The sequence below is a fragment of the Paenibacillus cymbidii genome (assembly GCF_004764705.1).
Lineage (GTDB): Bacteria > Bacillota > Bacilli > Paenibacillales > NBRC-103111 > Paenibacillus_AN > Paenibacillus_AN cymbidii.
Genome location: NZ_SHLX01000009.1, coordinates 59719 through 80982 on the forward strand (window position 1 = coordinate 59719; position 21264 = coordinate 80982).

General features: G+C 54.2%; 22 protein-coding genes. All 22 read left to right on the forward strand.

Annotation, left to right across the window (positions count from 1 at the left end):
* The first annotated feature begins 1 nt into the window (after position 1).
* The 22 genes from EXY20_RS14125 (at position 2) to EXY20_RS14230 (ending at position 21224) form a co-directional block, all read left to right on the forward strand.
* Complete coding sequence (locus tag EXY20_RS14125; protein ID WP_135552094.1) at positions 2–1327, forward strand: phage portal protein; 1326 nt, start codon at positions 2–4, stop codon at positions 1325–1327.
* Between the two features lie 247 nt (positions 1328–1574).
* Entirely contained in the window at positions 1575–2384 is an 810-nt protein-coding gene (locus tag EXY20_RS14130; protein WP_235885887.1) for a 3-oxoacyl-ACP reductase, read from the forward strand.
* Between the two features lie 39 nt (positions 2385–2423).
* Entirely contained in the window at positions 2424–3389 is a 966-nt protein-coding gene (locus tag EXY20_RS14135) for a hypothetical protein (protein WP_235885889.1), read from the forward strand.
* Entirely contained in the window at positions 3386–3955 is a 570-nt protein-coding gene (locus EXY20_RS14140; protein WP_135552098.1) for a hypothetical protein, read from the forward strand. Before EXY20_RS14135 ends, EXY20_RS14140 begins: the two co-directional genes overlap by 4 nt.
* 14 nt (positions 3956–3969) lie before the next feature.
* Positions 3970–4359 (forward strand): hypothetical protein, encoded by a 390-nt coding sequence (locus EXY20_RS14145; protein WP_135552100.1) that lies wholly within the window; start codon positions 3970–3972, stop codon positions 4357–4359.
* Positions 4359–4916, forward strand: coding sequence for a hypothetical protein (locus EXY20_RS14150; protein WP_135552102.1), 558 nt, complete (start codon positions 4359–4361; stop codon positions 4914–4916). The genes EXY20_RS14145 and EXY20_RS14150 overlap by 1 nt, the downstream gene beginning before the upstream one ends.
* Complete coding sequence (locus tag EXY20_RS14155; protein ID WP_235885891.1) at positions 4913–5497, forward strand: hypothetical protein; 585 nt, start codon at positions 4913–4915, stop codon at positions 5495–5497. The genes EXY20_RS14150 and EXY20_RS14155 overlap by 4 nt, the downstream gene beginning before the upstream one ends.
* Positions 5498–5500: 3 nt before the next feature.
* Positions 5501–5944 (forward strand): hypothetical protein, encoded by a 444-nt coding sequence (locus EXY20_RS14160; protein ID WP_135552104.1) that lies wholly within the window; start codon positions 5501–5503, stop codon positions 5942–5944.
* Between the two features lie 6 nt (positions 5945–5950).
* Positions 5951–6145: a hypothetical protein gene (locus EXY20_RS14165; protein ID WP_135552106.1), complete on the forward strand. Its 195-nt coding sequence runs from the start codon at positions 5951–5953 to the stop codon at positions 6143–6145.
* Between the two features lie 30 nt (positions 6146–6175).
* Positions 6176–6955 (forward strand): hypothetical protein, encoded by a 780-nt coding sequence (locus tag EXY20_RS14170; protein ID WP_135552108.1) that lies wholly within the window; start codon positions 6176–6178, stop codon positions 6953–6955.
* Positions 6956–6963: 8 nt separating this feature from the next.
* Complete coding sequence (locus tag EXY20_RS14175) at positions 6964–7266, forward strand: hypothetical protein (protein WP_135552110.1); 303 nt, start codon at positions 6964–6966, stop codon at positions 7264–7266.
* Between the two features lie 341 nt (positions 7267–7607).
* Positions 7608–12194: a hypothetical protein gene (locus EXY20_RS14180; protein ID WP_135552112.1), complete on the forward strand. Its 4587-nt coding sequence runs from the start codon at positions 7608–7610 to the stop codon at positions 12192–12194.
* Positions 12191–12745 carry a phage tail domain-containing protein gene (locus EXY20_RS14185; RefSeq protein ID WP_135552114.1) on the forward strand — a complete coding sequence of 185 codons (555 nt, stop codon included), beginning with the start codon at positions 12191–12193 and terminating at the stop codon, positions 12743–12745. The genes EXY20_RS14180 and EXY20_RS14185 overlap by 4 nt, the downstream gene beginning before the upstream one ends.
* 19 nt (positions 12746–12764) lie before the next feature.
* Complete coding sequence (locus EXY20_RS14190) at positions 12765–13160, forward strand: phage tail fiber protein (RefSeq protein ID WP_135552115.1); 396 nt, start codon at positions 12765–12767, stop codon at positions 13158–13160.
* 14 nt (positions 13161–13174) lie between these two features.
* Positions 13175–15694, forward strand: a complete 2520-nt coding sequence (locus EXY20_RS14195) for a hypothetical protein (protein ID WP_135552117.1) — start codon at positions 13175–13177, stop codon at positions 15692–15694.
* Complete coding sequence (locus tag EXY20_RS14200; RefSeq protein ID WP_135552119.1) at positions 15695–16039, forward strand: hypothetical protein; 345 nt, start codon at positions 15695–15697, stop codon at positions 16037–16039. It begins immediately after the preceding gene.
* A 12-nt stretch (positions 16040–16051) separates the two neighbouring features.
* A complete protein-coding gene (locus tag EXY20_RS14205; RefSeq protein WP_135552121.1) occupies positions 16052–17167 on the forward strand; it encodes an NHL repeat-containing protein in 1116 nt (371 codons plus the stop codon).
* Between the two features lie 11 nt (positions 17168–17178).
* Entirely contained in the window at positions 17179–17484 is a 306-nt protein-coding gene (locus tag EXY20_RS14210) for a hypothetical protein (protein ID WP_135552123.1), read from the forward strand.
* Positions 17477–17611, forward strand: a complete 135-nt coding sequence (locus EXY20_RS14215) for an XkdX family protein (RefSeq protein ID WP_135552125.1) — start codon at positions 17477–17479, stop codon at positions 17609–17611. Before EXY20_RS14210 ends, EXY20_RS14215 begins: the two co-directional genes overlap by 8 nt.
* Positions 17612–17672: 61 nt before the next feature.
* Positions 17673–18431, forward strand: a complete 759-nt coding sequence (locus EXY20_RS14220) for a phage distal tail protein (protein WP_135552127.1) — start codon at positions 17673–17675, stop codon at positions 18429–18431.
* Positions 18432–18442: 11 nt separating this feature from the next.
* Complete coding sequence (locus tag EXY20_RS14225) at positions 18443–20545, forward strand: phage tail spike protein (protein WP_135552129.1); 2103 nt, start codon at positions 18443–18445, stop codon at positions 20543–20545.
* Between the two features lie 64 nt (positions 20546–20609).
* On the forward strand, positions 20610–21224 hold the full coding sequence (locus tag EXY20_RS14230) for a hypothetical protein (protein ID WP_135552131.1): 615 nt from the start codon (positions 20610–20612) through the stop codon (positions 21222–21224).
* Positions 21225–21264: the final 40 nt, after the last annotated feature.

The window sequence follows — 21264 nt, forward strand, 5'->3', positions numbered from 1 at the left end:
GGTGGGATTAAGGTCATGGGTACTGACATGGCTGGAAGCGGGTCGACCAAGGAAAGAACCGGAGCGCATGACGGAGCCATTCCCGTATGCGTATGGCCGCAACTATTCGGGCAATAAACAATCCGCCCCGAAGAAGTCGCCGGCCAATATGCGCCTGCTTTCCGAGTCGCCGATCCCGCGGCGGGCCATCAACATCATCAAAGACGGCATCACCAAACTGAACTGGACCGTGACCGCCGTCGACAAGAGCCAGGCAAAAGCGTTCCAAAACGTTTGCGAGGTCATCACCAACGCGCTGCTTCGCCCGAATCCAGGCGATTCGTTTCGTACGTGGCTGGAGCAAATCGTCGAGGATATGCTCGTTGCGAGTGCTGGATCATCGGAAGTGATTGCCGCGGGCGACCCGCAACGGCCGTTTCGTATGTACCCGACCGATACATTTTCGATTGAATTATTCCCGTACTGGGACGGACGTTCCGATTCGGACCGGTATGCCCAGCGGCAGAACGGGAAGTTGGTCGCGCTGACGGATAGCGAGATGATGTATATCCGAATGAACCCGAGGACAAACACGCCGTTCGGCTTGTCGCCGCTCGAAACCGTGTGGGAATCGGTCAATAACTTTATCTACACGCACCGGACAGCGGGCAAGGAAGCAGGAAACCCAAGCCCGCGGGATGTGTTGAACATCGGAGAAGGGGCCACCGCCAATGACGTGAAGGCGTACCGCGCTTACTGGGAAAACGAGGTTCGCGGCCAAGGGGTGACCCCGATCATCGGCGGGAAGAGTCCTAACGTGCTGCGGCTTGGCGCGAACGACGATAGCGCGCTCTTTATTGGCTGGCAGCGATTCCTGATCGAAATCGTCGCCATTGCCTTCGGGGTTTCACCGAAGAAGCTCGGCCAAACGAAGGATGTGAACCGCAACACCGCTGACAGCGAGGACGAAGACACGGACTCAACGGTATTTTCGGTTGCGGAAAACATCGTCGAGCACATCAACCGGCAAATCATCGAAGGCATTTTCAAACTCGGCGGAAAAATCGAATTCAAGTTCCTGTACGCAACATCGTTAAAGGACCAAAGGGCGCAAGCGGATATCGACGCAATTTACCTGGACCGCGGCGTGGACACCATCGACGAAGTACGGGACAACCGTGGGAAGGACGCGCTCCCGAACGGGCACGGACAAACAATCCTGCTGCCGTCTAAAAACAAGGCCATCAACATCAACAAAACGATAGAACAATTGCAGCAAGAAGCCGATGCAGCCGCCGAAGTGGCGAAAGGCAAACCGCCCGACAAGGGCGACGAAGACGCCGGATGATGGAGTTTTTATTTTGCGCAGAAAGGGGGTGAGTACCATACTCGCAAAACTCAAATTGGGCAATAGCGCAATGCCAGTCAAGCATTTCAGCCTTTCCGATACCGGCACGCATCCGAACAAAGTGCCGTTCAAATGCGCGCTGTTTGCGGTCGACGTTCCGAGTGACGGTCCGCCTGGTGGAGCAGGCGGCAAAAAAATTCGCATTTCCTCCAGCGTCTGCGACAAGTATCTGCAGACGTTCGTTGGCATGGCGCTGAATATCGACTATGCGAATGGCATGGCCGATCACGATCCGCGTTTTAAAGTGGCGGTCATCGATAAGGCGTATCGTTCCTTGGACGGTATGGCATGGATCGAAGGCTACATCTACGGCAAGGACTTTCCCGATGTCGTGGCGACGATCCGCTACTACAACGGCCTGGCGGCGGAATACAACTGGTCCGAATATCAGTTCGGCGCTTCGCTCGAAATGGATGCGGCCGTACAAGATGCCGTCGATATGGAGGATTTGCTCGACGTGATCGAATTTTGCGGCACAGGCGCGGCGATTCTTTTCGCTGAAGCTGCCGCCTTCAAGCAAACGAGCTTCGCGGCTCGAAATCAAAAGGAGGACGAAAACGACATGAAACCGGAAGAATTGAAAGCCCTGCAAGACTCCATCAAGAGCGTTACCGAGGGCATGACCACCATTACGGCGGGCATGCAGACGTTGACGACGAAAATCGGCACCATCGAAACCGATGTCGCCGGAATCAAGGCAGGGAATGCACAGCAGGAGCAAAAAACGGAGTTGCAACTCGCACAGGAACGCGCCCAGAAGGCGGAAGAGAAACTCGCTGCCCTGGAGGCGGCGAACAAGGAGCCGAAGCGCAAGACGGTGGCTGCTGGCGAAACGCTTTCGAAGTTCGGCAAGGCTGGCGTTTCCAGTGAAACGGAAGACGGCACGGAATATGCATCCTTTTGCGCCGCCGTCGACAAAATGGGACTCGACACAACCGAATCGATCGGACTCAAACTGAAGGCCCGCAGGCAACTGGCCGAGAAGGAGGCAAACTAATCCATGAGCAACCGCGTAGGCACAGCACAATTCGTTTCGTTGGAGGCGGCGGCGCAGTTCCAAGCGCCGGGCGCGCTCATCACGGATGATTTCCAGCGGGAAATCACCGATGCTTTGCGTCGGAATTCGGTACTCGACGGACGGCTGGAATATACGCCGGCGACCGGCGACTTTTCGACGTATTACGAGCAAAACGAAATCAATGGCGGTGAGTTCGTGAACCCGCGGAGTCCTTCCGCGACGCCGGTCACCAACGCGCGATCGCCGCACAGTTTGAAGGTGAAGGCGATCACCAACCAGGTGAATTTCGGTCACTATGACGTCACCCTGGGGCAACAGCAGGGGAACTTCGAAGACTTGCAAGCAAAAGACCTTGACGACATGCTGAACGCAGTCGGCTTGACTCACGGCAAAGCGCTGTGGAGGGGGAGCGACACGAGTTTGTCGTCGCCGACAACGCTGGAATATCGCGGCATCGCCAAGCAAATCACGAACATATTCCGCGTCGGCATGACATCTTCGATCGTTGCCGGGATTCGGGCAAAAGTCGCTGCAATGATTGCCAGTGAAAAATACCTGCTTCGCCCGTCCGCTATCTATATCGATCCGATCGCCTTGTACTACCTTGAGGAAGAGGAACGAGAAGCGTCGAACAACTCGACACAAGTCAGCAGCTTGAGCAAAACGGTTGTGGCGGGCATTGAATGCAATGCGATTTTGACCGCGGCCGGTAAACTTCCGCTCATCCCCGAGCCGTTTATGCTGTCGGAGGAAAATGAAGACCGTCCGGACAACACTGACTATGGTATCGCCATCGTGACGGAGCGAATGATCGAATACCATTATGTCGGCAAAAAAGGCATCTACCTGTTCGAACTTGGCACCGTCAGCGACCTGCAGCAAAAATACATCGGTATCAAGTATGGCGCGCCGGTTGCCAAAGGCCCGGGTTACGCCCACGCCTTTGGTAAGATCGAGCGCCCAACGCTTTCGAAAATCGGATGAGCCAGTATTTAGACGTCGACGGGAGCGCCGCCGCCTACTTCCCGCCAGGCGTGACGCCAACCGCCGCGCTTGTTTTGCGCGCGTCCGCCATTATTGACGGATATTGCAAGCGGGCCATAGAGGTTAAATCCTACAAGGAGCGTATTCCGCTGTCGGATCGGCAGCGGGGGCACGTCTCCTATTGGCCGGTCGTCGCGGTGACATCGGTCAAGGGCAGGCCGACAGCGGGGCCAATGGGCACTTTCTTCGGCCCCGCCCCTTTCGAGGAGCTGGCGGCGGATGCCGTAGACATCGACATGTCCATCGGGACGGTTTGGTGTGGCCTTTCTCCTTTCGGTTCGAGATACGGCGAATTGGAGATCGAATATACAAGCGGCTGGTCGCCTATCCCGGAAAGCGTGAAAGTGGCATGCGGCATCTTGGTTGGCAAGCTATCTTCGACGCATGACACAAACGTCAAAATGAAGAAAGATTTCGATTTCACGATTGAATATTTTGGCACCAGCCTGATTACGCCTGATGTGGCGGATTTGCTGGCTGCTTACGTGCAATGCTCATTCCGATAAGAGAGGTGTAAATCATGCCTGACAGAATCAAACCCGGATACGTCGAACAGTACGTATCCATCGCCAGTACGCGCGAATGCATCCTGCATGCATCCGGCCAAGAGGTCGCCAGCGGCGAAGGAGTTTCGCAGGTCGTCGGCGATTACCGCGAGGCGCTGCTCGACATCGATGTGACGGCCATTAACCCGAAGCCGACGAAAACGGCTTCCGTCACGTTCAAACTGCAGACAAAGGTGAACGGTCAGTGGCGGGATATCCCTTCCGTCACACTGACGGCGGCCACATCCATCAGCAATCAGACAGTAAAAGTGGCCACGTTCGGCGAGGAAATTCGGCTGACATGGACACTGACCGCAGATACGGCTGACATCACCTTTTCCGCTGCACTCCTGGCGAAAAGCTGATGTTTTGGCAGTTTTCGCACCGACACCGCACATGCAGCGTCGACGGCACAGCCGAAGCCGTTATTTTGTCGCGTGAGCAAAAGGCGACATCGCAGCGCGGGAAGGAGTCCGAATACAACGGATTGTTCTCTTCCGCGTCCGTCGTCGTGACGGGCGCGATTGTCATGGTTGAGGACGCATACCTGGTGACTGCACTGCGCAAAACAGTCGACGGAGACAACTACTGCAGCATGGTCAAGGCAAATGCCTTGTTCAGTGTGCAGCGGTATGGACAAGTGGACGACGAAGATCCAGCCTTTTCGACCGTCGTTTCCAGCAAACGGGCTTATGCCGAATACGTCACGGCCAGCCTGCGGCAACACGACCCCGGCCTATTGCCGCAGACGCATTACACGCTGATCGTGCAAGCGACCGTCGATGTTCGCGATCCGCAAGACCCGAGCTTATACAAGGCGGATCGGGTTGTCATGGGCGGGCGAAATTACGAAGTCGCGTCAGTCGACAAGATGCGTTACCCGAATCTCTTGTTCGTGCAGCTTGCCGAGGATATGCGATGATTACGCATATTATCGCCGGATACGACGCCGATCGGGCGGCGCGCGACTTGGAGCGCAAACTCTCCACGGAAATTGCCGGGCTGACCGGGCTTGTCATGGAGACGGCGAAGTCCAACGTCAAGTATTATGCCGAAGTTCGGCGGCATCTGCAGCGGCATATGAATGTGCTGGTCGGTCAAATGATCGAAGGCGAGGTTACGGCGAATTATTGGCAGGCGTGGCTGGAGCAATTCGGAAAAGGTTCGCTGATGGCCGGAAGCGATCAAAACCCCGGCCTTGTTTCGTACATGAACTCCGAAGCCTGGAACCGGCTTCGCTCCACGGGGAAGCGGGTAATCGTCGGCCGCGGCCGAGGGCAGTACAAGAGCATTGACGGGACGGTGCGCTATTCAGGTGGATCGTTCCGCGGTGTCGACTTGGAGGAGCTGGCGGCGCGTGGCGATATCGACAAGAAATTCGGGCCAACACCGCCGACGTTCTTTCTGCGTAAGGCGCTCGAATCCAACCGCAACCGCATCTTGGCCGGGTTGGCGCGTGTGATTGACGATTTCCCGTATCACAAATACTTCCGGAGTGGGTGAGCCATGAACGTCGCGAAATTGATGAACGCCATTTTCGAAACGCTGACATCCGACGCCGCGCTCATGGCGCTGCTCGGTTTGACACCGAGTTCGCAGCCACTGGACAAGGAACGCCGAATCGTCAAAGGGTATGAATCCGACACACCGCTAACCCCGGCAGTTGTGCCGCGTCTTTACATCGCTATCAAGCCGGGCCGGTTCGGTGCAAACCCATACGCCTTCGAAGGCAAGTTTTGCGTGGAGATATTGCACAAAACCCAGTCGGGGGCTATGGAAATTGCCGAGAGTGTCCAGCGTCTCTTCCACGGCAAATATATTGCGTATGGCGATTTCCGTTCGCTTAGCCGCTGCTACCTGGCATCTGCCAACGACTTCGCAACCTCTGTAACCGGCATCCGCGGGCACGAGGTTTATTATGATGTCGACTATTTTGTGGGAATGGAGTGAGCGAGATTGAAGCGACAAACGGCTGAGCAGGAAGTGCCGGCACCTTCCGAGAAGGAAGCGCTGGAGGAAGAAAAAATCCAACTCGCCAAAGAAATCGGCATTTGGGGGACGTTCAATCCGGTCGAAGGGTATGAGGCCTCGCACCAGTCCCGACGCATTGAAGAAATCGACAAACGCCTGACGGAAATCGTTAACCGGTAGGCGTTTTCACATTCAAAGGAGGACTAACCAGTGGCACAATCGACGAAAAGATGGGTTATCGACGACATCGCAAACGCAGCGCTGTTTGACCTGAATACTGGCGACCCAGTTGCATTTATGGACAGATTGAAAAAAATGACGATCACCATCGACGCGAAGCAGCAGCGCGAATATGGCGGCACTAGCAGGTTTGCGTTTCACTTGACCGAACAGGATTCCGAATCCGCGGTGCAGATCGAAAACGCCGTCATGGATTTCAATGAATTGATTGCCGCGACCGGCGCTTCTGTCTCCACCGGCTCCTCTGTCGTCCCAACTCAAGAACTGCAAACCGTTTCCGGCAGCAGCACGGTGACACTCAGCAAGGCGGCGTCGCTCGTCACTGATTCGGAGAAAGTTGTCGTCGCCACGAAGGGACTGACCAATTCCGGCGTTCAGTTGTCGCGCGTTGCTTCCGCGCCGACGGCAACGCAATATACCATTGCGGCTGGCGTCATTACGCTGGGCGACACGAGCCTTAACGGCAAGGATGTCCGCGTTTTCTACGATTACACCGCTACTTCGGCGGAGAAAGCTTCTGTCGTCACCACGACGAAGAACAAGCCGTACAAGTTTGTGGCGTATGGCCGCGCGTTCGACGACGAACTGAACGTTTATTTTAACGTGACGGTCATTATCTACAAGGCGCAGATGCTCGGCACGTTCACGATTGACATGCAGCGTAAGAGTGCGACAACCAACACGCTCGACCTGGCTGTGCTCGATCCCGGCCGCGCGGACGGCAAGGTTATCGACATTATCGCAGCGTAGGAGGAAGCATGGACGATAAAATGGATCTTCTGACGGGCATCGGCCCGGAAGTTCAACTCGGCGACGGCATCACGAAACGTTTGCGCGTCGGCACGATTAAGCAAATTCGCGACGTTGGTGCGTTGTACAAGGACAAGTTGCTCCGCGCGAAAGCGGCCGTTATGCGCGAAGGTGCCGAGCAGGAGGAGCAAATCACGAAATGGGTGGAAATCCTCAATCTTGTTTTGATTGAGGGATTCACCCGGGAGGAGTTCGAGGACAGCGTTCCGGAATTAATGGAATCCGCTGTCGACCGATTTCTTTTCGGTTAGCGCCGGCCCCCCCTCGAAAAAGCAAGACAGCGGCGGAGATCCACTGACGATTGAACAGGTTTACGGCCGCTTATCACGCCGTCCGCTGCAAAAGGAATGGCATGACCATAATTACTACGAAATAGCGGCCATATTTGACGATGTGGCCGAGGAAATGAAGTATCAAATCCGCCTGCATGGTGGCGAAGTCGAAGAGCCGAAAAAGCTTTCTCGCACCGGCATCTCGGAAATCCTGCAGCATTTCAACCGTTGACAATCGAGGCGCCAGAATAAAGGCGCCTCTTTGTGATGAATATCCGCGCTTATGCGCTGACATAGATGTTTTATAAGGGGGTGCGGCCGTGGCCGAGGAAAATAAGGATGTGCTTGGCGCGAGGCTCAATCTTGATGTATCCAAGATGCCGGCCGCGTTCAAGCAGATCGATGCGGGGGCCAAGCAAAACAAAGCCTCGTTCGAAGCGCTTAACACCGAAATCGTCAAGACCGAGCGCACGTATTCGCAGTTGGCGAAATCCATGGACAAGATGGCGCTCACGACGGACGAGCGTCGAAAGAAGATGCTGGACGAGTCGTCTGCGCTTGTATCGCAGCGCAATGCAGCCGCCGAACTCCTATCCGCCAGGCGGCAGCAACTGGATGCCGCGAACAAACTTGTCGACTCCAAGCTGCAAACGCAACAAGCGCTACAGAAGAAGCGGGAAGTTGCGATCGAGCAGCAAGAGCGGGAACACCAAGAGCGAATGGCGCGGCTGCAGAATCAAACCGCTGCCAGTTCTGTGCGGGCGGGGCGTGCGACCGGCACGGATGACGCCACGCGGGAGCGGGTGCTGCGCGAAGAGCAGGCGATTCGCCGTAAACTGGCGCAGATGGACGAGGATGCCGAGCGCAAGCGACTTGCTGGCATCCAGCGTGAAGCCAGTGAGCGGGAACGTGCGCTGCAGCAGGAACAGCGCATTCGGCGCGCGATCGACCTGGAACAGCAACGTGCCGACGAGCGGTTCCGCCGCGCCAATCAAGCGACGCTGTTCGACGACTCAAGCGGGTCTGTTTCGGCGCGCCTCCGTAATGCCGCTTTGCATGCGACAGCATTCGCCGTGGTCTATTCTTCCATCCACGCGGCGGAAGATGCGATCCGGACCGGGCTTGTTGACATCGAGAGTCGCATGGCCGGGTACGTGCAGACCAATGAGCACTATTTCATGTCCTATGCCGCAGGCACTGGCAAAATGGTCAAAGATACCGACAAAATCAACGCGCAGACGGAGCAGTTTCTCCACACGACGCATGCACTTGGCTTGGAAATTAACGATGTCACCGAGTCAGCCCGGTTGTGGGGCCGCATGTACAAGGATGTCGGCATTGTGCAGGAGATGGTTCGAAACTCTTCGATGCTGTCCACGATCGACATGGTCGAACTGGAGCAGTCGACAAAGATGACGGAAAGTACGTTGGCGCAGTACGGTGTACAAATCAACAACGTCAATGACGCGATGGTGGTAGGTGGCCGCATTCTCGACAGTTGGTCGAAGGTAGCACACGACACCATGGCGCCAGCGAAGGAAATCGGCGCGGCATTCGAACGCACAGGCAAAATCGCCGATGAAGTAGGCGTCAGCTTCGACTTTATGAATGGGCTGATGGCCTCGGGCATTCGGAATACTGCCTTGGGCGGGGCGAATCTCGGAAACATGTGGAAAACGGTCCTTGGCACGATCCGAACCGACAAAGCAGTAAATGAGTTGGAAAACCTGGGCGTGGCAACGAAAGAAGTGGTCGACGGAACGGAACAATGGCGGAAAGCGGAAGATATCCTGCTCGACCTATCAATCGCCGTCACCGAAAAGAATTACGACCTGACAGAATCGTACGCGGATATCTCACGCGGCGTTTATCAGTATGCGAAATTGGCCGCATCACTGAACACAGGCGATATACTGCTCGGCATGTCGGCGTCGATCAATTCGACCGGCTCCACGCTGGACTATTTGACGGTGCAGATGGACACCATCCAGCGCAAGGCGTCTCAGACCAAAACGTCGTTGATCGAAATTTTTAGCAAGGCCGGCGACGATGGATTGCGAAGTTCGCTTAAGGATGCGCTGGACGTCATTGACCAATTGCTTATCGGCATCAGCAAATTGCCGAAAGGGACGTTCGAGACGATTGCCGCCATTGGCGGGTTGGTCGCCGCATATAAGCTCATCATTGCGCCGCTCATGGCGTGGAAGCAGGCGGAAACGGCGCTGACAACGGCAATCAAGTTGCATGCCACTGCGCAGGCCGTCGCGACGGAAGAAATGGTCATCTACAGCGCCGCAGCGGCGAATACCGCCCGTATGACGGCGTTGGCGACGGCTGGCATTAGTGCGATTGTCGGCGTGATTGGCATCTATCTGATGTCGCTGGGTAGCGCCGAGAAGAAGGAACGCGAACTGGCCGATGCGCGCGACCGTCAAATCGCGGTGATGCAGCAACAATACGGGCAGTTGGAGCGGCAAGCTGACTTTTTGCCGAAATTGGTCAACGCGGAGCGGGCGCTGCAAAAGCAAATGGACAGTGGTACGTTATCGGCCGACCAGCAGATCGAAGTGAAAACACAGCTTGATAAGGTGTCGAAGGCGCTGCAGCAAACGATCGGCGAAGAGGGTGCGGCGCAGCTTCGGGCGGCGGGCTATACCGACGAAGCGACAAACACCATTATCGAATCGTTGCACAAGCGGCAGCGTGCATTGAACGAGCAAATCTCCGCAAATCTGGATTTGCAGGCGTCGGAAAACGACACCGCTCTCGCTGCTGCGCGAAAGACCTTGCAGGACGCGAAGGACAACCCTGAGAAAAAGGCGACGGTTTGGGATGTCTTGAACCCATTTGGCAACCTGAATACAGAAGAGCAAGCACGGCGAAAACAAGAAAAGAAACTACAGGAAGCGCAATCGCTGGTCGACTCTTTGGAGGATCGGGGGCGGCAAATAGAACAGAAGCGGATAGACATCGCGGAATCGTTAATCGAGACTGATCCGCTTGCTGGCACCAGCGGCAAGAACATTCCGACAGCGTACGAGACGATGAAACAGTCGTTCCAAGATGACTATAGCGAATTTCGCCATCTTGTCGCGATTAAGGCGCAAGGGTACGTCGAAGCGGGTGACCAACTCGCGAAGTTGCAAGCTATTAAGTCGAAGTACCAAGACCAACTGGCCGCATCTGATTTATGGGGCGTCGAGGAGGATATGGTCGCTATCCGCGAGGGCAAGGGTAAACTGGGCGACGACGAAAAGCCTTTTAATTTGCCCCTTGAAGCGATTGACCGTCAAATCAGCCAGGCGCAGTCCATGACGAGCGCGGCGGATGCTGTCATCGCCTTTTATACGGCAAGGGCGGATGCGCTTGCTTCGGCTGTCGATGATACATCGCAGCGGATCGAGTTGTACCGCAACCGGCAGGACGCACTGCATCAGTCCAATGAGCTGCTGCGAAAATCAGTTGGCGACCTGTCGGACAAGCAGAGTTATTTGGATGGGCTGTACCGTTCGGGCGGCATAACAATCGACGACTATAACCGGCAGACGGAAGAAGTCAGCAGCCGCATGGCGTCGCTTACGAAAGAAATCGACGGAAACTCGGTTGCCTGGTGGAACGACGCCAAGGCGATTCGGGAGGCAGGGGAGCAGGCTCAGCGTGCGGCGTACGATTTTTCGACGAACTGGATCTCGCACCAAAAGGCGATCCGTGACATGTCGGTGCGCGAAGAACTGGCCGCGATGATCGACGTGCAGTCGCGCTATGCGGAGGGAACGGATCTCCGCATGAAGCTCGACGAGCAGGTGTATGCGTTGAAAAAGCAACTGCTGCGCGAAGAAGAGTCCGATTTCGACGATTTCGTTTCAAAGCAAAAGGACTCGCTTGCCGAAATGCGCGACCTTGAATTACAACGCATCCAGGATGACCGCGATGCGTATGTCGACGCCCAGGACGAAAAAATAAAGGCCATTCAGCGGCTCATTGATGCCGAGGACGAGCAGAACAGCGACGACGACTATGATAAGCAGCTTCAAGAGAAAAAAGCCCGCTTGCAACTGCTGCAGTCGGCGGTCGGACCCGAGGGCATTCGGGAACGCAAGGAGCTGGCGAAGGAAATCGAGAAGATCGAACTGGATCACCAGCGCGATTTGCTCAAGCGCAGCCGCGAGGCGGATATCAAGGCGCTGCAGGAGGAAAAAGACAGCAAGAGCAAGGCGTTCGATGAGGAGCGGAAAGCGGCCGAGGACTATTACAAGGAGCTATTAAAGCCCTTCGACACGTTCAAAAACGACGTCGAAGGTCGGGCCGAGGCGTTGAAAAACGTTCAAATCCAGAAGGATGCGGAGAAGAACAGCGAAATTTTGAAAAACCTCGACACCTTTGTCGAGGAATATCAACGCCGTATGAGCGCGATAGCGCCGCTTGAGACGTCGCAACGTGACATTGACCTTGCCGAATACAACTCAAACAAGGACCGCTGGGAGAATGCTTCCGCGCGCGGTGACACGGCGGAAATGGCGCGGCTGAATGCGCGAAACCAAGAGTTGCGGGCGAAATACGGCATCACCGAGGATACCGACAAGCTGCAGCACTTCGATGTAGGTGGCCGCGTGGCCGGTATCCGCGGCCGGCCGGTCCCGATCATGGCGCATGCGGGCGAAATCGTGCTGAATGACCGACAGCAGGGCAATTTGTTCCGCTTGCTGGATTTTGTCATGCCCAAACTGCAATTCTCGGCCCCGTCGTTTGATTTCGCCCGGCCGCAGACAACGACGATCAATAATCACTGGACGATTTCCAGCGGCGACGTGAATTTGCATGACGGGGCGGACATCGAGACGTATTTCCAAGAGCGCGACACCTTCATCCGCCGCACGCAGGCAGTAGGGGGAGGCAAGCAAAGATGACGATACAAGCAACCGTCAACGGCGTCTCCTTCGCCTCGCTCGGCCTGGCCGTGCAAAAGCACGACATTCCCGTACTGCCGCCAACGCGCGACTACAACGCCGAGATATCCGGTATGGATGGCGAAGTGGATTTCGGCAGCGACTACGGCCCGCGAACAATCAGCCTCGAATGTTTGCTGATGGCCGACGATGCCACGATGGATTATCAAGATAAGGTCGCCGCGCTGGCTAAGATGTTCAATGCCAAGCGCGGCGACCTTGTTTATACCTTCTCCGACCTGCCAGGCAAACGCTACAAGGCACGGTACGCCGGTACGATGCCAATCGAAAAAGTCATCTTCGACGGGCGTGTAACCATCCCACTGAAAATGCACGATCCGTATCCGGAAGGAGATGAGCACATTGTCGAAACGACAATCGCATCGACGCCGGCAGTGGTGGAAGTGGAGTCTATCGGAACGGTTGAAACCCCTCCCGTTATTGTGCTGACAAATACCGGCGTGACAACGATCACAGGATTTACTTTAAAAATCGAATATCCGGTCGAATGACCAGAAGGAGACGAACGAAATGAGTCTTTCCAACTACGCAGAAAATGCCGTCATCAACGCTTTGTTTCGAAATACTGCATTCACGCCGCCAACCACGCTTTACATCGCCTTGTACACGTCCGATCCGACCGACGCGGACACGGGGACGGAGGTTACAGGCGGATCTTATTCCCGGCAAACGGTCACGTTCGACGCCCCCAGCCAGGTCGGCGGCAAGGCGCGAATCGTCAATTCGGCGGATCGGACATTTCCCACGGCTACGGCCGATTGGGGCACCGTGACGCATTTCGGCATTCGGGATGCGCTGACGGCCGGAAATCTTCTCGGTTCGGCTGCGCTGTCCAATCAGAGGACTGTGTTGCAGAATGACGTTTTGAAATTCCTGCAGGGCGAATTGAAAATCGACATCGACTAAGGGGGCTGCGGTGAATGTCGCAACAATTGATGTACCCGGCGATTGTCAATAGCCCGGTAACGGAGCTGGCGGTGGCAATCAACGATACGGCCACAAGCTTCAGCGTCGCGAATGGGGCGGCATTGCCCGCCGCCCCGAACCTCGCGACGATCGGCACCGGCGAAAACGCAGAAACGATTCTGTATACCGGAAAGACTGGTAACGCCTTGTCGGGCGTGACGCGAGGGTTTCAAGGTACGGCGCAATCCTGGCCGCTCGGCGCGAAAGTTGCGCGGCGGTTCACGGCATATGATTATTCGGCGTTTAAAGCGAATATTGAGGACATCGCGCAAGCGGCCAACACGCAATCCGCGACGCTGCGCCATGGCGGCAACGTGATAACCGCCGATCAGGGCGGGCCATTGCTGCCGACAATCAACGGGCGGACGCAGCCAAATATTTTCGGAAATGATGGCAACTGCGAGAGTTTGACGCCATTTACGGAAGGCGGAACGGGCGGCACATCATCGCTTTCAACGACGCAGAAGCGAAACGGTGCACATTCGATCAAGTTCGACACATCCACAAATTCACGTATCCGATTCAGGAATTACAGTTACACCCTTGACGCAGCTAAATATTACCTGTTGTGTGCATGGGTGTTCGTCGAATCGTATACGAATGGGGATTTACGGGTAAGCCTACGTGATTCCAGTGGAGGTACAACAAGGTATATTGCCTCCGTCAACACATCGATAATCGGACAATGGCAGCTTGTATATGTAAAAATTCCAACGTCGAACACCCTTGTGGGAAATGGTTTTGTGCTCGCATTCGGACATTGGACAGATAACAGTGCGGCCGTGTCTTATTTCGACGACATCCGCTTTTACGAAGTCAGCGCCGCCGACTACGCCGCGATTGGGACGACGATCACCGCGACGTCGACGCCGAGCATCGACGAGGTATGGCCGTACGTCGACGGGGTCAAGCATGTTGCCAATCCGATGTTGGTAAAGTACGGTAAAAACCTGCTGCCGCCGTTTACCGATTGGACAAATAGCACGTTGGCAGTCATCAACACGCCGTATAGCGTGACGCTCAATGCCACAGCGACAAATAATTCGTGCGACATCCGTCTCACTGTACTGCCGGGACAATCCTATACGATCAGCGGTACAGTTCCGTCCGGGGCCCGTATCAGGATCGGCAAGAACGATAATGCCAGTCCTCTCGTTACTACGTTTATCGAGGAGTTGACTTCGGCCAATAGTTCGAAGACATTCACGATTCCCGCTGGCACAACTTCTATTGTTGTCGCAATCCATGCAACGACTGCACCAGGGAGCTACACATTCGTCAATTTGCAACTCGAACTTGGCAGCACCAAGACAGAGTTTGCACAGCGCAACGACGACTACATCTACACCAGCGGTATCACGCTGGCCGGGAGCATCGACGGCACGGTGCGGGATTCGATCTATTGGCGCGATGGGGCATGGCGGGCGTTTCGGCGGTGGAAAACGGGAGTCGTTCTGGATGGTTCTTTAGCTATGACGTATTGGTCCAACAATACAGGCATTAAAGTTTTAAAGTATATGAACTTTACAGGTGCAAAATATGATGATCTCGCCTACGTAGAAAAATTTAATGGACAGCCACTGACATACACTCCACTGTCCGTTGCAAGCATTACCGCGGGGGACTTTTTTCGATGGGGAACCTCTGATTCTTACTATATGTCTGTATCCAACTCCGAGAGCGGATGGGTAGATGCAATAATCCCAAATGCCAATTCAATAAAAGCATTATTGAATGGATGGCAGGCTAACGGGAATAATGGCACGGTCTATAATTCATGGGTGTCGATCCTCGACGGCGTTACGGCTCCCGGCACAAATACGGAAGCCTTCGTAGCTGCCAACAAAGCGCCAAACTGGACGGGGTGGGGCACACTGAGCTACCAGCTTGCCGCGCCGCTCGATGAGGTGCTGCCGGCTGGCGCCGTTGAAGGTTCGATCAGCTTGCATCCGGGTGGCAATTACATCGAAGTTGGCGAAGGCGTTATTGTGCGAGAGATTGTTTCCCCGTACGAAACCTCGACACAATTCAGAATCAATCATAAAGATGATCCTCAATCGTCCTGGTTAAAGCGGCGAGTAGATCGGGCGCTGAAAATATATAAAAATGGCGTTGAGGACAATACGTGGTCAATATTTCGAAACGCAAGCTTCGCGAACGGAATGGAACATCTTTATATCTCCAAGTCAGGATATGACGCAACCGCCCAGTACACCGTCACCTACATCATGTTGGACAAATACGCCATGACCGCCGCCGTCGACAACGTAGCCGTGACCTACAATACCAACATCAAAACGGTGCTCGACGCGGTTGTGCAGCAGCAGGCAGACATTGCGACGAAGGTATCGGTCCACGATTGGCTGCTGACGTTGGACGGAGCGTATATCACGAATCTGCAGATTGACGTCGCCGCACTTAAAAAACGGGATCGCGACATGGCAAGCATGTTGACCCAAGGAGGGATGATGTAAATGGCAGTAGGCGACCGCACACCAACGGAGATTATAGCGCCGGCAGCGCTCAGCAACGCGGCCACGGCCAAATATACAAATTCAAGCGCGAACCGCACGCAGATTACCGGCATCTGGCTTTGCAATACAGGCGCGACGGCGCGAACGGTGGCGCTCTATAAAAACGGCACTGCAACGGCGAACATGATTGCCAGCGCAATCGAACTGCCTGCGAACGGTTCTATCTTCCTTGACCTGGCCGGAAAAGCGCTAATCTTTACGGGCACGCAGACACTTGCCGCAAAGCAGGATACGGGCACCGACGTCAATATCGCGGCGTACGGCGTTGTCGAGCAGATCGCGTAAGGGGGACCATTCATGGCAAATAAACCATTTGGTCAAGTCAAGGGCATTACCGGCCAGCCCCTGGGACTGGACACCGGAGCGGGAGTTAACACGAACGATGCAACGGCGACCGCTGCCGATATTGTCACCGGCAAGACGGCTTACGTTAAAGGTGCGAAGTTGATCGGCACCTATGCCAAAATTTATGGCGTGGGCGACTCAATCAACGAAACGAAGCTTGCCAAGACCGGCGAGACTCCATCGGAATTGTGGGCAAAGACGGACGTCGGCGTGTGTCTTTGGGTAGATTGCGATCAGAATGGTTACATCTATGCGGCGCACTATGGCACTGGAGTAAAAGGGGTTAGAAAACTCGATTCGGCCGGGAATGAAGTTTGGTCAAAAACAGATTTGAATGATACGCTTTCGGTAAAAGTGGACTTTGACGGGAATGTGTACAGTGCCCAATACTGTTCGACCGGCACGACGAAATATATTCGAAAACTCAACTCCAGTGGATCGGAGTTGTGGAATAAAGCGGACGTGAACAGGCCTTCATGCGTGACAGTGGATTTGTTCGGCAACGTGTATGCAGCGCACGACAGTCCAAAGCAACTCAGAAAACTCGATTCGGCTGGGAATGAGGTTTGGTATTACAATTCCTTCGGGTCAACTCCCAACGGACTCGTGGTGGATAGAACAAGTGCGAACGTCTACGTCGTAACAGGAAACGGCGTTCACAAAATGAACTCCAGTGGTGGAAATGTATGGAACAAGACCGATGTAGACAGTGGGTACGGCATTGCTATGGACCCTAACGGGAATGTATTGGCGGTATACGCTTACCCGGCATCCAGCAGCACTCGCATTCGAAAACTCGATTCGGCCGGCAATGAGGTATGGGCGAAGACAGATTCTTATGATTGTCGTGGCGTATCCTCTGATAGCCAGGGAAATATTTACGTCGCAAAGGGCGGGGGAGGAGTCATGAAACTAGACTCCAGCGGCACTCAAGTATGGGCGTATTCCGATGTGACATCAGCTTGGAGTGTGGCACTTGATCCTGCGGGAAATGTCGTCGTTGGTTCAAACGCAACCAAGGCCGTGCGAAAATCCAAGCAAGCAAACGTTTATAACATAACAAGTTAAGGAGCATGTACATGGCGAAATTATTGATTGGAACGCTAACGGCGCCCGGCCGCATGATCGTCGAAATGGCGTACAACCTCGATCATCCCGACAATGCCGGGTTGGATTTGGAATCCGGCGTCGTCATTACGGAGGAGCCGGAGTTCCCCGTCCCTGCGTTTGGCAAAGCCTTTATTTGGTGCGTCGATCCACAGACGGGCGAAAGCACCTTCGAGGAAGTCGACCGGCCGCTAACGCCGGAAGAGAAGCTGCAGCAAATGCAGGCGGTCCTGGACACTCTTGTTTTGGACGCTTTAGGGGGTGGTTCTGGTGTTTGAGACGCTGAAAAGGCTGTATGAGTCCTCTCGTTTGAACGAAGCAGGCTTGCGCAAAGCGGTCGCGGAAAAGGGCTGGATCACGCCGGAGCAATTCGAACAAATTACCGGTTCTGCATACGAAGAATAGGCGCGAACAGAGGTCAGGATAATTTTCCTGACCTCATCTTTTTCGCGAGAAAGGGGCGTACATGCTCGGGGATTTTAACGGCCTGGAGTTTAATACGACATACCTTAGCGAAGTCTATGCCAGCGGCCTTATAATTGGCGCTGGTGGGTTTACGGGTCGAACCAATATGGTTGCCGGAGCAAAAGGAGTCGTCAACGGGGACGGGGCGCTCGCGGCGACGATCATGCGCGAGTTTCGAGTTGGCGGGGTCGTTGCTGGCGACGCCATTTTAATAGGCAATGGCAATATGTCGTTTATGGCAGTTGGGGCCATATTAGGGGACGGGAACTTTACCGGGAAGGCCAACCTGCAGATGGCGGCGGCAGGAGCTTTTGATGGCGCTGGAGGTTTTACGGGGCGGGCAAACATCATCATGGAAACATCTGCAATCATCGCTGTCGGCAGCGAGTTGGTGGGGAAGGCCAATGTCATATTCGCCGAACATTCAGACGTCATTGCCGGAACGGTCACGCTTACCGGGAATTTGGCACGCGAGGTAACGGCGGCAGGCGTCATCGAAAGTAGCGGGTTAATGGAGGCGAATGCCTCCCACTTCCGCATTGAATCGATCTCGTTTTCGGGGAACTTTGCCCCGAACGACGTGATTGTCATCGACGCGAAGAAAATGACTGTCACCCGTAACGGCGTAAACGCGTTCCAACTCATGCAAGGAGACTTTTTCAACATCCGCCCAGGCGGGAATTCAATCGTTTATGCAGACGGCGGTTCGTCCCGCACGGTCCGGATTCGTATCACGCATCGCGACAAATATTTGTATTGACGGAGGGGAGTATGGGTAAATATCTGATCGTAGCCGATCGCAATATGGTCCCGATCGGTTACCTCCAGGACGCCGACCAGGTGCAGCGGAAACGGCGGATCAATTCGGACTACAACCTTTCATTCACACTGCCGATGACTTCCGGGGATTACGACAAGATCATGCTTAAGGGCCATGTCAAGGACGAGCGTGGGCAATTTTACATTGTGAACGAGATCAGCCGCGACCGGACCGGGAATCGGCTCATGGCGAAAATCGACTGCACGCATGTCATGTTCAAGCTGACCGATTTTTTGATGCCCTACGCCTCGTATATTGACGAAGCCTATGGCGTGAACATTTCGACGCTAACTGACCTGATTTCCGCCGCCACTCACGGCAAATACACGTTTGTCATCGGCGATACGTTTGATCTAAAGGACATCAAGGATTTTGGCCGCGGGAACGCCATGCAGGCGCTTGCAGCCGTAATCGATGCCTACGGCTGCGAGGTCGATCCAAATAATTTTGTCATTACGTTGAAGAAGCGGATCGGCGGCGACGCTGGCTTGCAATATCGGTATCGGAAAAATATCATCAGCGGCCAGCACAAGAACAGCACGAACGGGCTTGTCACGCGACTGTATGGACAGATGAAGGACGGATTATCCATCATCGGCCTGCCAGCGTCAAACCTCACAACGGACGAATACGCGCGTCTGAATGCTATTCCAGGCGCAATTGTCGGAGGAGTGCTGCAGGTCAATTATTTGATTTCGCAGTTTGCGGCGTATTGGGCCAACGACACGAATACGTATTACGACGGTGAGCATATCGACCAGAATATCGACGATCCCGTCGAACTGCTCAAGGCCATGCGTAAGGAACTGGAAATCAATGAAGTCCCGGCGATTGAAGTCAAGATCAACGCGGCGGACCTGTTTAAGATCGATCACACAGAGCCAAAGCCGGGATTGGGCGACACGGTTTATTTGATCGATCCGGATATGCAACTCAACAAAATGACCGCGCGAATTGTCGATTTGACGGAGTACCCCTTCGCGCGCGACAAACACACCGACGCTACGCTGGCGAACTACATGCTCCAGGACATGACCGACATCCTTGCCGGCTTCGATGCTTCGAAGCGCATCGTCGACAACATCATGAGCGGCGGGGTGGTCCGGGCGGGGGCATTCGAAGCGTTTGCCCGGCAGGCCGTAATCGACATCAACAACTCCAAGACAGAGGTCAAGTACGACGGCCGCGGCATCGTGCTGCAGGACAAGGTAAATGCCTTGAACCAGGTCATCTTGTCATCCAACGGTCTTTATTTGACGACTGATGGAGGAGCTACGGCCCGCGCGGCAGTCACCGCGGCTGGTGTCGTTGCCGAACGAGTCGTTGGCGTTCTGGGTAACTTTATTCGTATCGAGATCGGCAGCGGAGACAATGTCTTTAAATCCGATTCCAACGGCATCTATCTCGGCAACCAGGTATTTAACAGCGCCCCGTTTCGGGTCAATATGGGCGGGCAACTCTTTGCAAGTTCGGCCAATATTACCGGCACGATCAACGCGACTGGAGGAACGTTCAGTGGTAATATAACCGCTTTCGGAACGATCACTGGCGGAAGCATTGTTGGGGCAGACCTGAGTACGCGGAGTACAGGCGCAAAAATACAGATTGGAGCCGTGAATAACTCCATTGATTTTATCGAAGGATCGGACGTTGTTACAAGGATGAGTTCGTCGTCAGGCGGATTTCCTCAAGTAAGGATCGCCCCAGTTTCTGGTGGGTCTGCGGATTTGAACATCGGTCCGTACCGGTATGTTATTGGGTGGGGGAATTGGGATTTTCAGAATGCTCTTGTTTCGGGATTGAAAATTAGTTCTGTAGCCGGTTTGCAAGGTTTGCTTGATAATAAGGCGCCAATTATTCACACTCATTCAATAAGCGATGTAACAGGTCTCCAAGCCGCACTAAATGGAAAATCAGATATTGGGCATACACATGGAAATTTGTATGTAAAGTCAGCAGCATCACAAAACGTAGAGATACAATATTTTAGTTCGGGAAACTATCTTGAAGTTTTCGAAGGCGGATCGTTTCGCGGTACGATCCCACTTGTATAACCAATTCCCTCCTGCTGGAAAATGTCGTATAATGTAAACAAAACCCAGTGGAAGGAATGGAATCATGAAAAGGTACATCATCGGCGCAATATTCGGTTTCTTGCTGGCAATTGCGACAACGGCATATGCAGATGACATTAAAGAGACTGCAGCATCGTTAATAGGCAAGAAAGTTGAAGGGACTTTCCCTGTTCAAATCAACGGGAAACAAGCCGAGAAGGATGCTATTGTTATAGACGGTACCAGTTATTTGCCTGTGAGGTCAGCGAGCGAGTTGTTCGGGTTTGATGTCGATTTTAAAGACAATAACATCCTGCTTAAGTCGAGGTCGAATAAAGTGAGCGAAGAAACCATGAAAGACCGAGTAAGGGAAGTTATGAAAAGAGGAAATGCAGACGTGACCGATCAAGAAGTGAACGATGCTTATAGTTATCCCGGTGACACGGCAGAAGAAAAGGTCGGAAACTACTTCAAGAAAATACTTAAAGATATGAACGATGTTGCAGAAGCGGAAAAAGCAGCAAAAATTAAACAACAGCAAGAAAATGAGGCCAAAATAAAAGCCGAACTTGAGGCTTCCGAGGCGCAGCGAAAAATGCACGAAGAAGATCGAGCAGCCGCTGACGCAGCTCGGGAGAAAGCCAATGAAGAGTATCTAAAAAACCATCCACAACAGTAGCATAATCAAGAGAATCGCGAAACCTCTCCGGCACACGGGG

Excerpts from the sequence above, each read along its gene's own strand:
- EXY20_RS14190 (WP_135552115.1), top strand. The coding sequence starts at position 12,765 with ATGAGTCTTTCCAACTACGCAGAAAATGCCGTCATCAACGCTTTGTTT.
- EXY20_RS14220 (WP_135552127.1), top strand. The coding sequence starts at position 17,673 with ATGCTCGGGGATTTTAACGGCCTGGAGTTTAATACGACATACCTTAGC.
- EXY20_RS14205 (WP_135552121.1), top strand. The coding sequence starts at position 16,052 with ATGGCAAATAAACCATTTGGTCAAGTCAAGGGCATTACCGGCCAGCCC.
- EXY20_RS14130 (WP_235885887.1), top strand. The coding sequence starts at position 1,575 with ATGGCGCTGAATATCGACTATGCGAATGGCATGGCCGATCACGATCCG.
- EXY20_RS14155 (WP_235885891.1), top strand. The coding sequence starts at position 4,913 with ATGATTACGCATATTATCGCCGGATACGACGCCGATCGGGCGGCGCGC.
- EXY20_RS14225 (WP_135552129.1), top strand. The coding sequence starts at position 18,443 with ATGGGTAAATATCTGATCGTAGCCGATCGCAATATGGTCCCGATCGGT.
- EXY20_RS14210 (WP_135552123.1), top strand. The coding sequence starts at position 17,179 with ATGGCGAAATTATTGATTGGAACGCTAACGGCGCCCGGCCGCATGATC.
- EXY20_RS14200 (WP_135552119.1), top strand. The coding sequence starts at position 15,695 with ATGGCAGTAGGCGACCGCACACCAACGGAGATTATAGCGCCGGCAGCG.
- EXY20_RS14145 (WP_135552100.1), top strand. The coding sequence starts at position 3,970 with ATGCCTGACAGAATCAAACCCGGATACGTCGAACAGTACGTATCCATC.
- EXY20_RS14150 (WP_135552102.1), top strand. The coding sequence starts at position 4,359 with ATGTTTTGGCAGTTTTCGCACCGACACCGCACATGCAGCGTCGACGGC.
- EXY20_RS14185 (WP_135552114.1), top strand. The coding sequence starts at position 12,191 with ATGACGATACAAGCAACCGTCAACGGCGTCTCCTTCGCCTCGCTCGGC.
- EXY20_RS14175 (WP_135552110.1), top strand. The coding sequence starts at position 6,964 with ATGGACGATAAAATGGATCTTCTGACGGGCATCGGCCCGGAAGTTCAA.
- EXY20_RS14140 (WP_135552098.1), top strand. The coding sequence starts at position 3,386 with ATGAGCCAGTATTTAGACGTCGACGGGAGCGCCGCCGCCTACTTCCCG.
- EXY20_RS14160 (WP_135552104.1), top strand. The coding sequence starts at position 5,501 with ATGAACGTCGCGAAATTGATGAACGCCATTTTCGAAACGCTGACATCC.
- EXY20_RS14230 (WP_135552131.1), top strand. The coding sequence starts at position 20,610 with ATGAAAAGGTACATCATCGGCGCAATATTCGGTTTCTTGCTGGCAATT.
- EXY20_RS14195 (WP_135552117.1), top strand. The coding sequence starts at position 13,175 with ATGTCGCAACAATTGATGTACCCGGCGATTGTCAATAGCCCGGTAACG.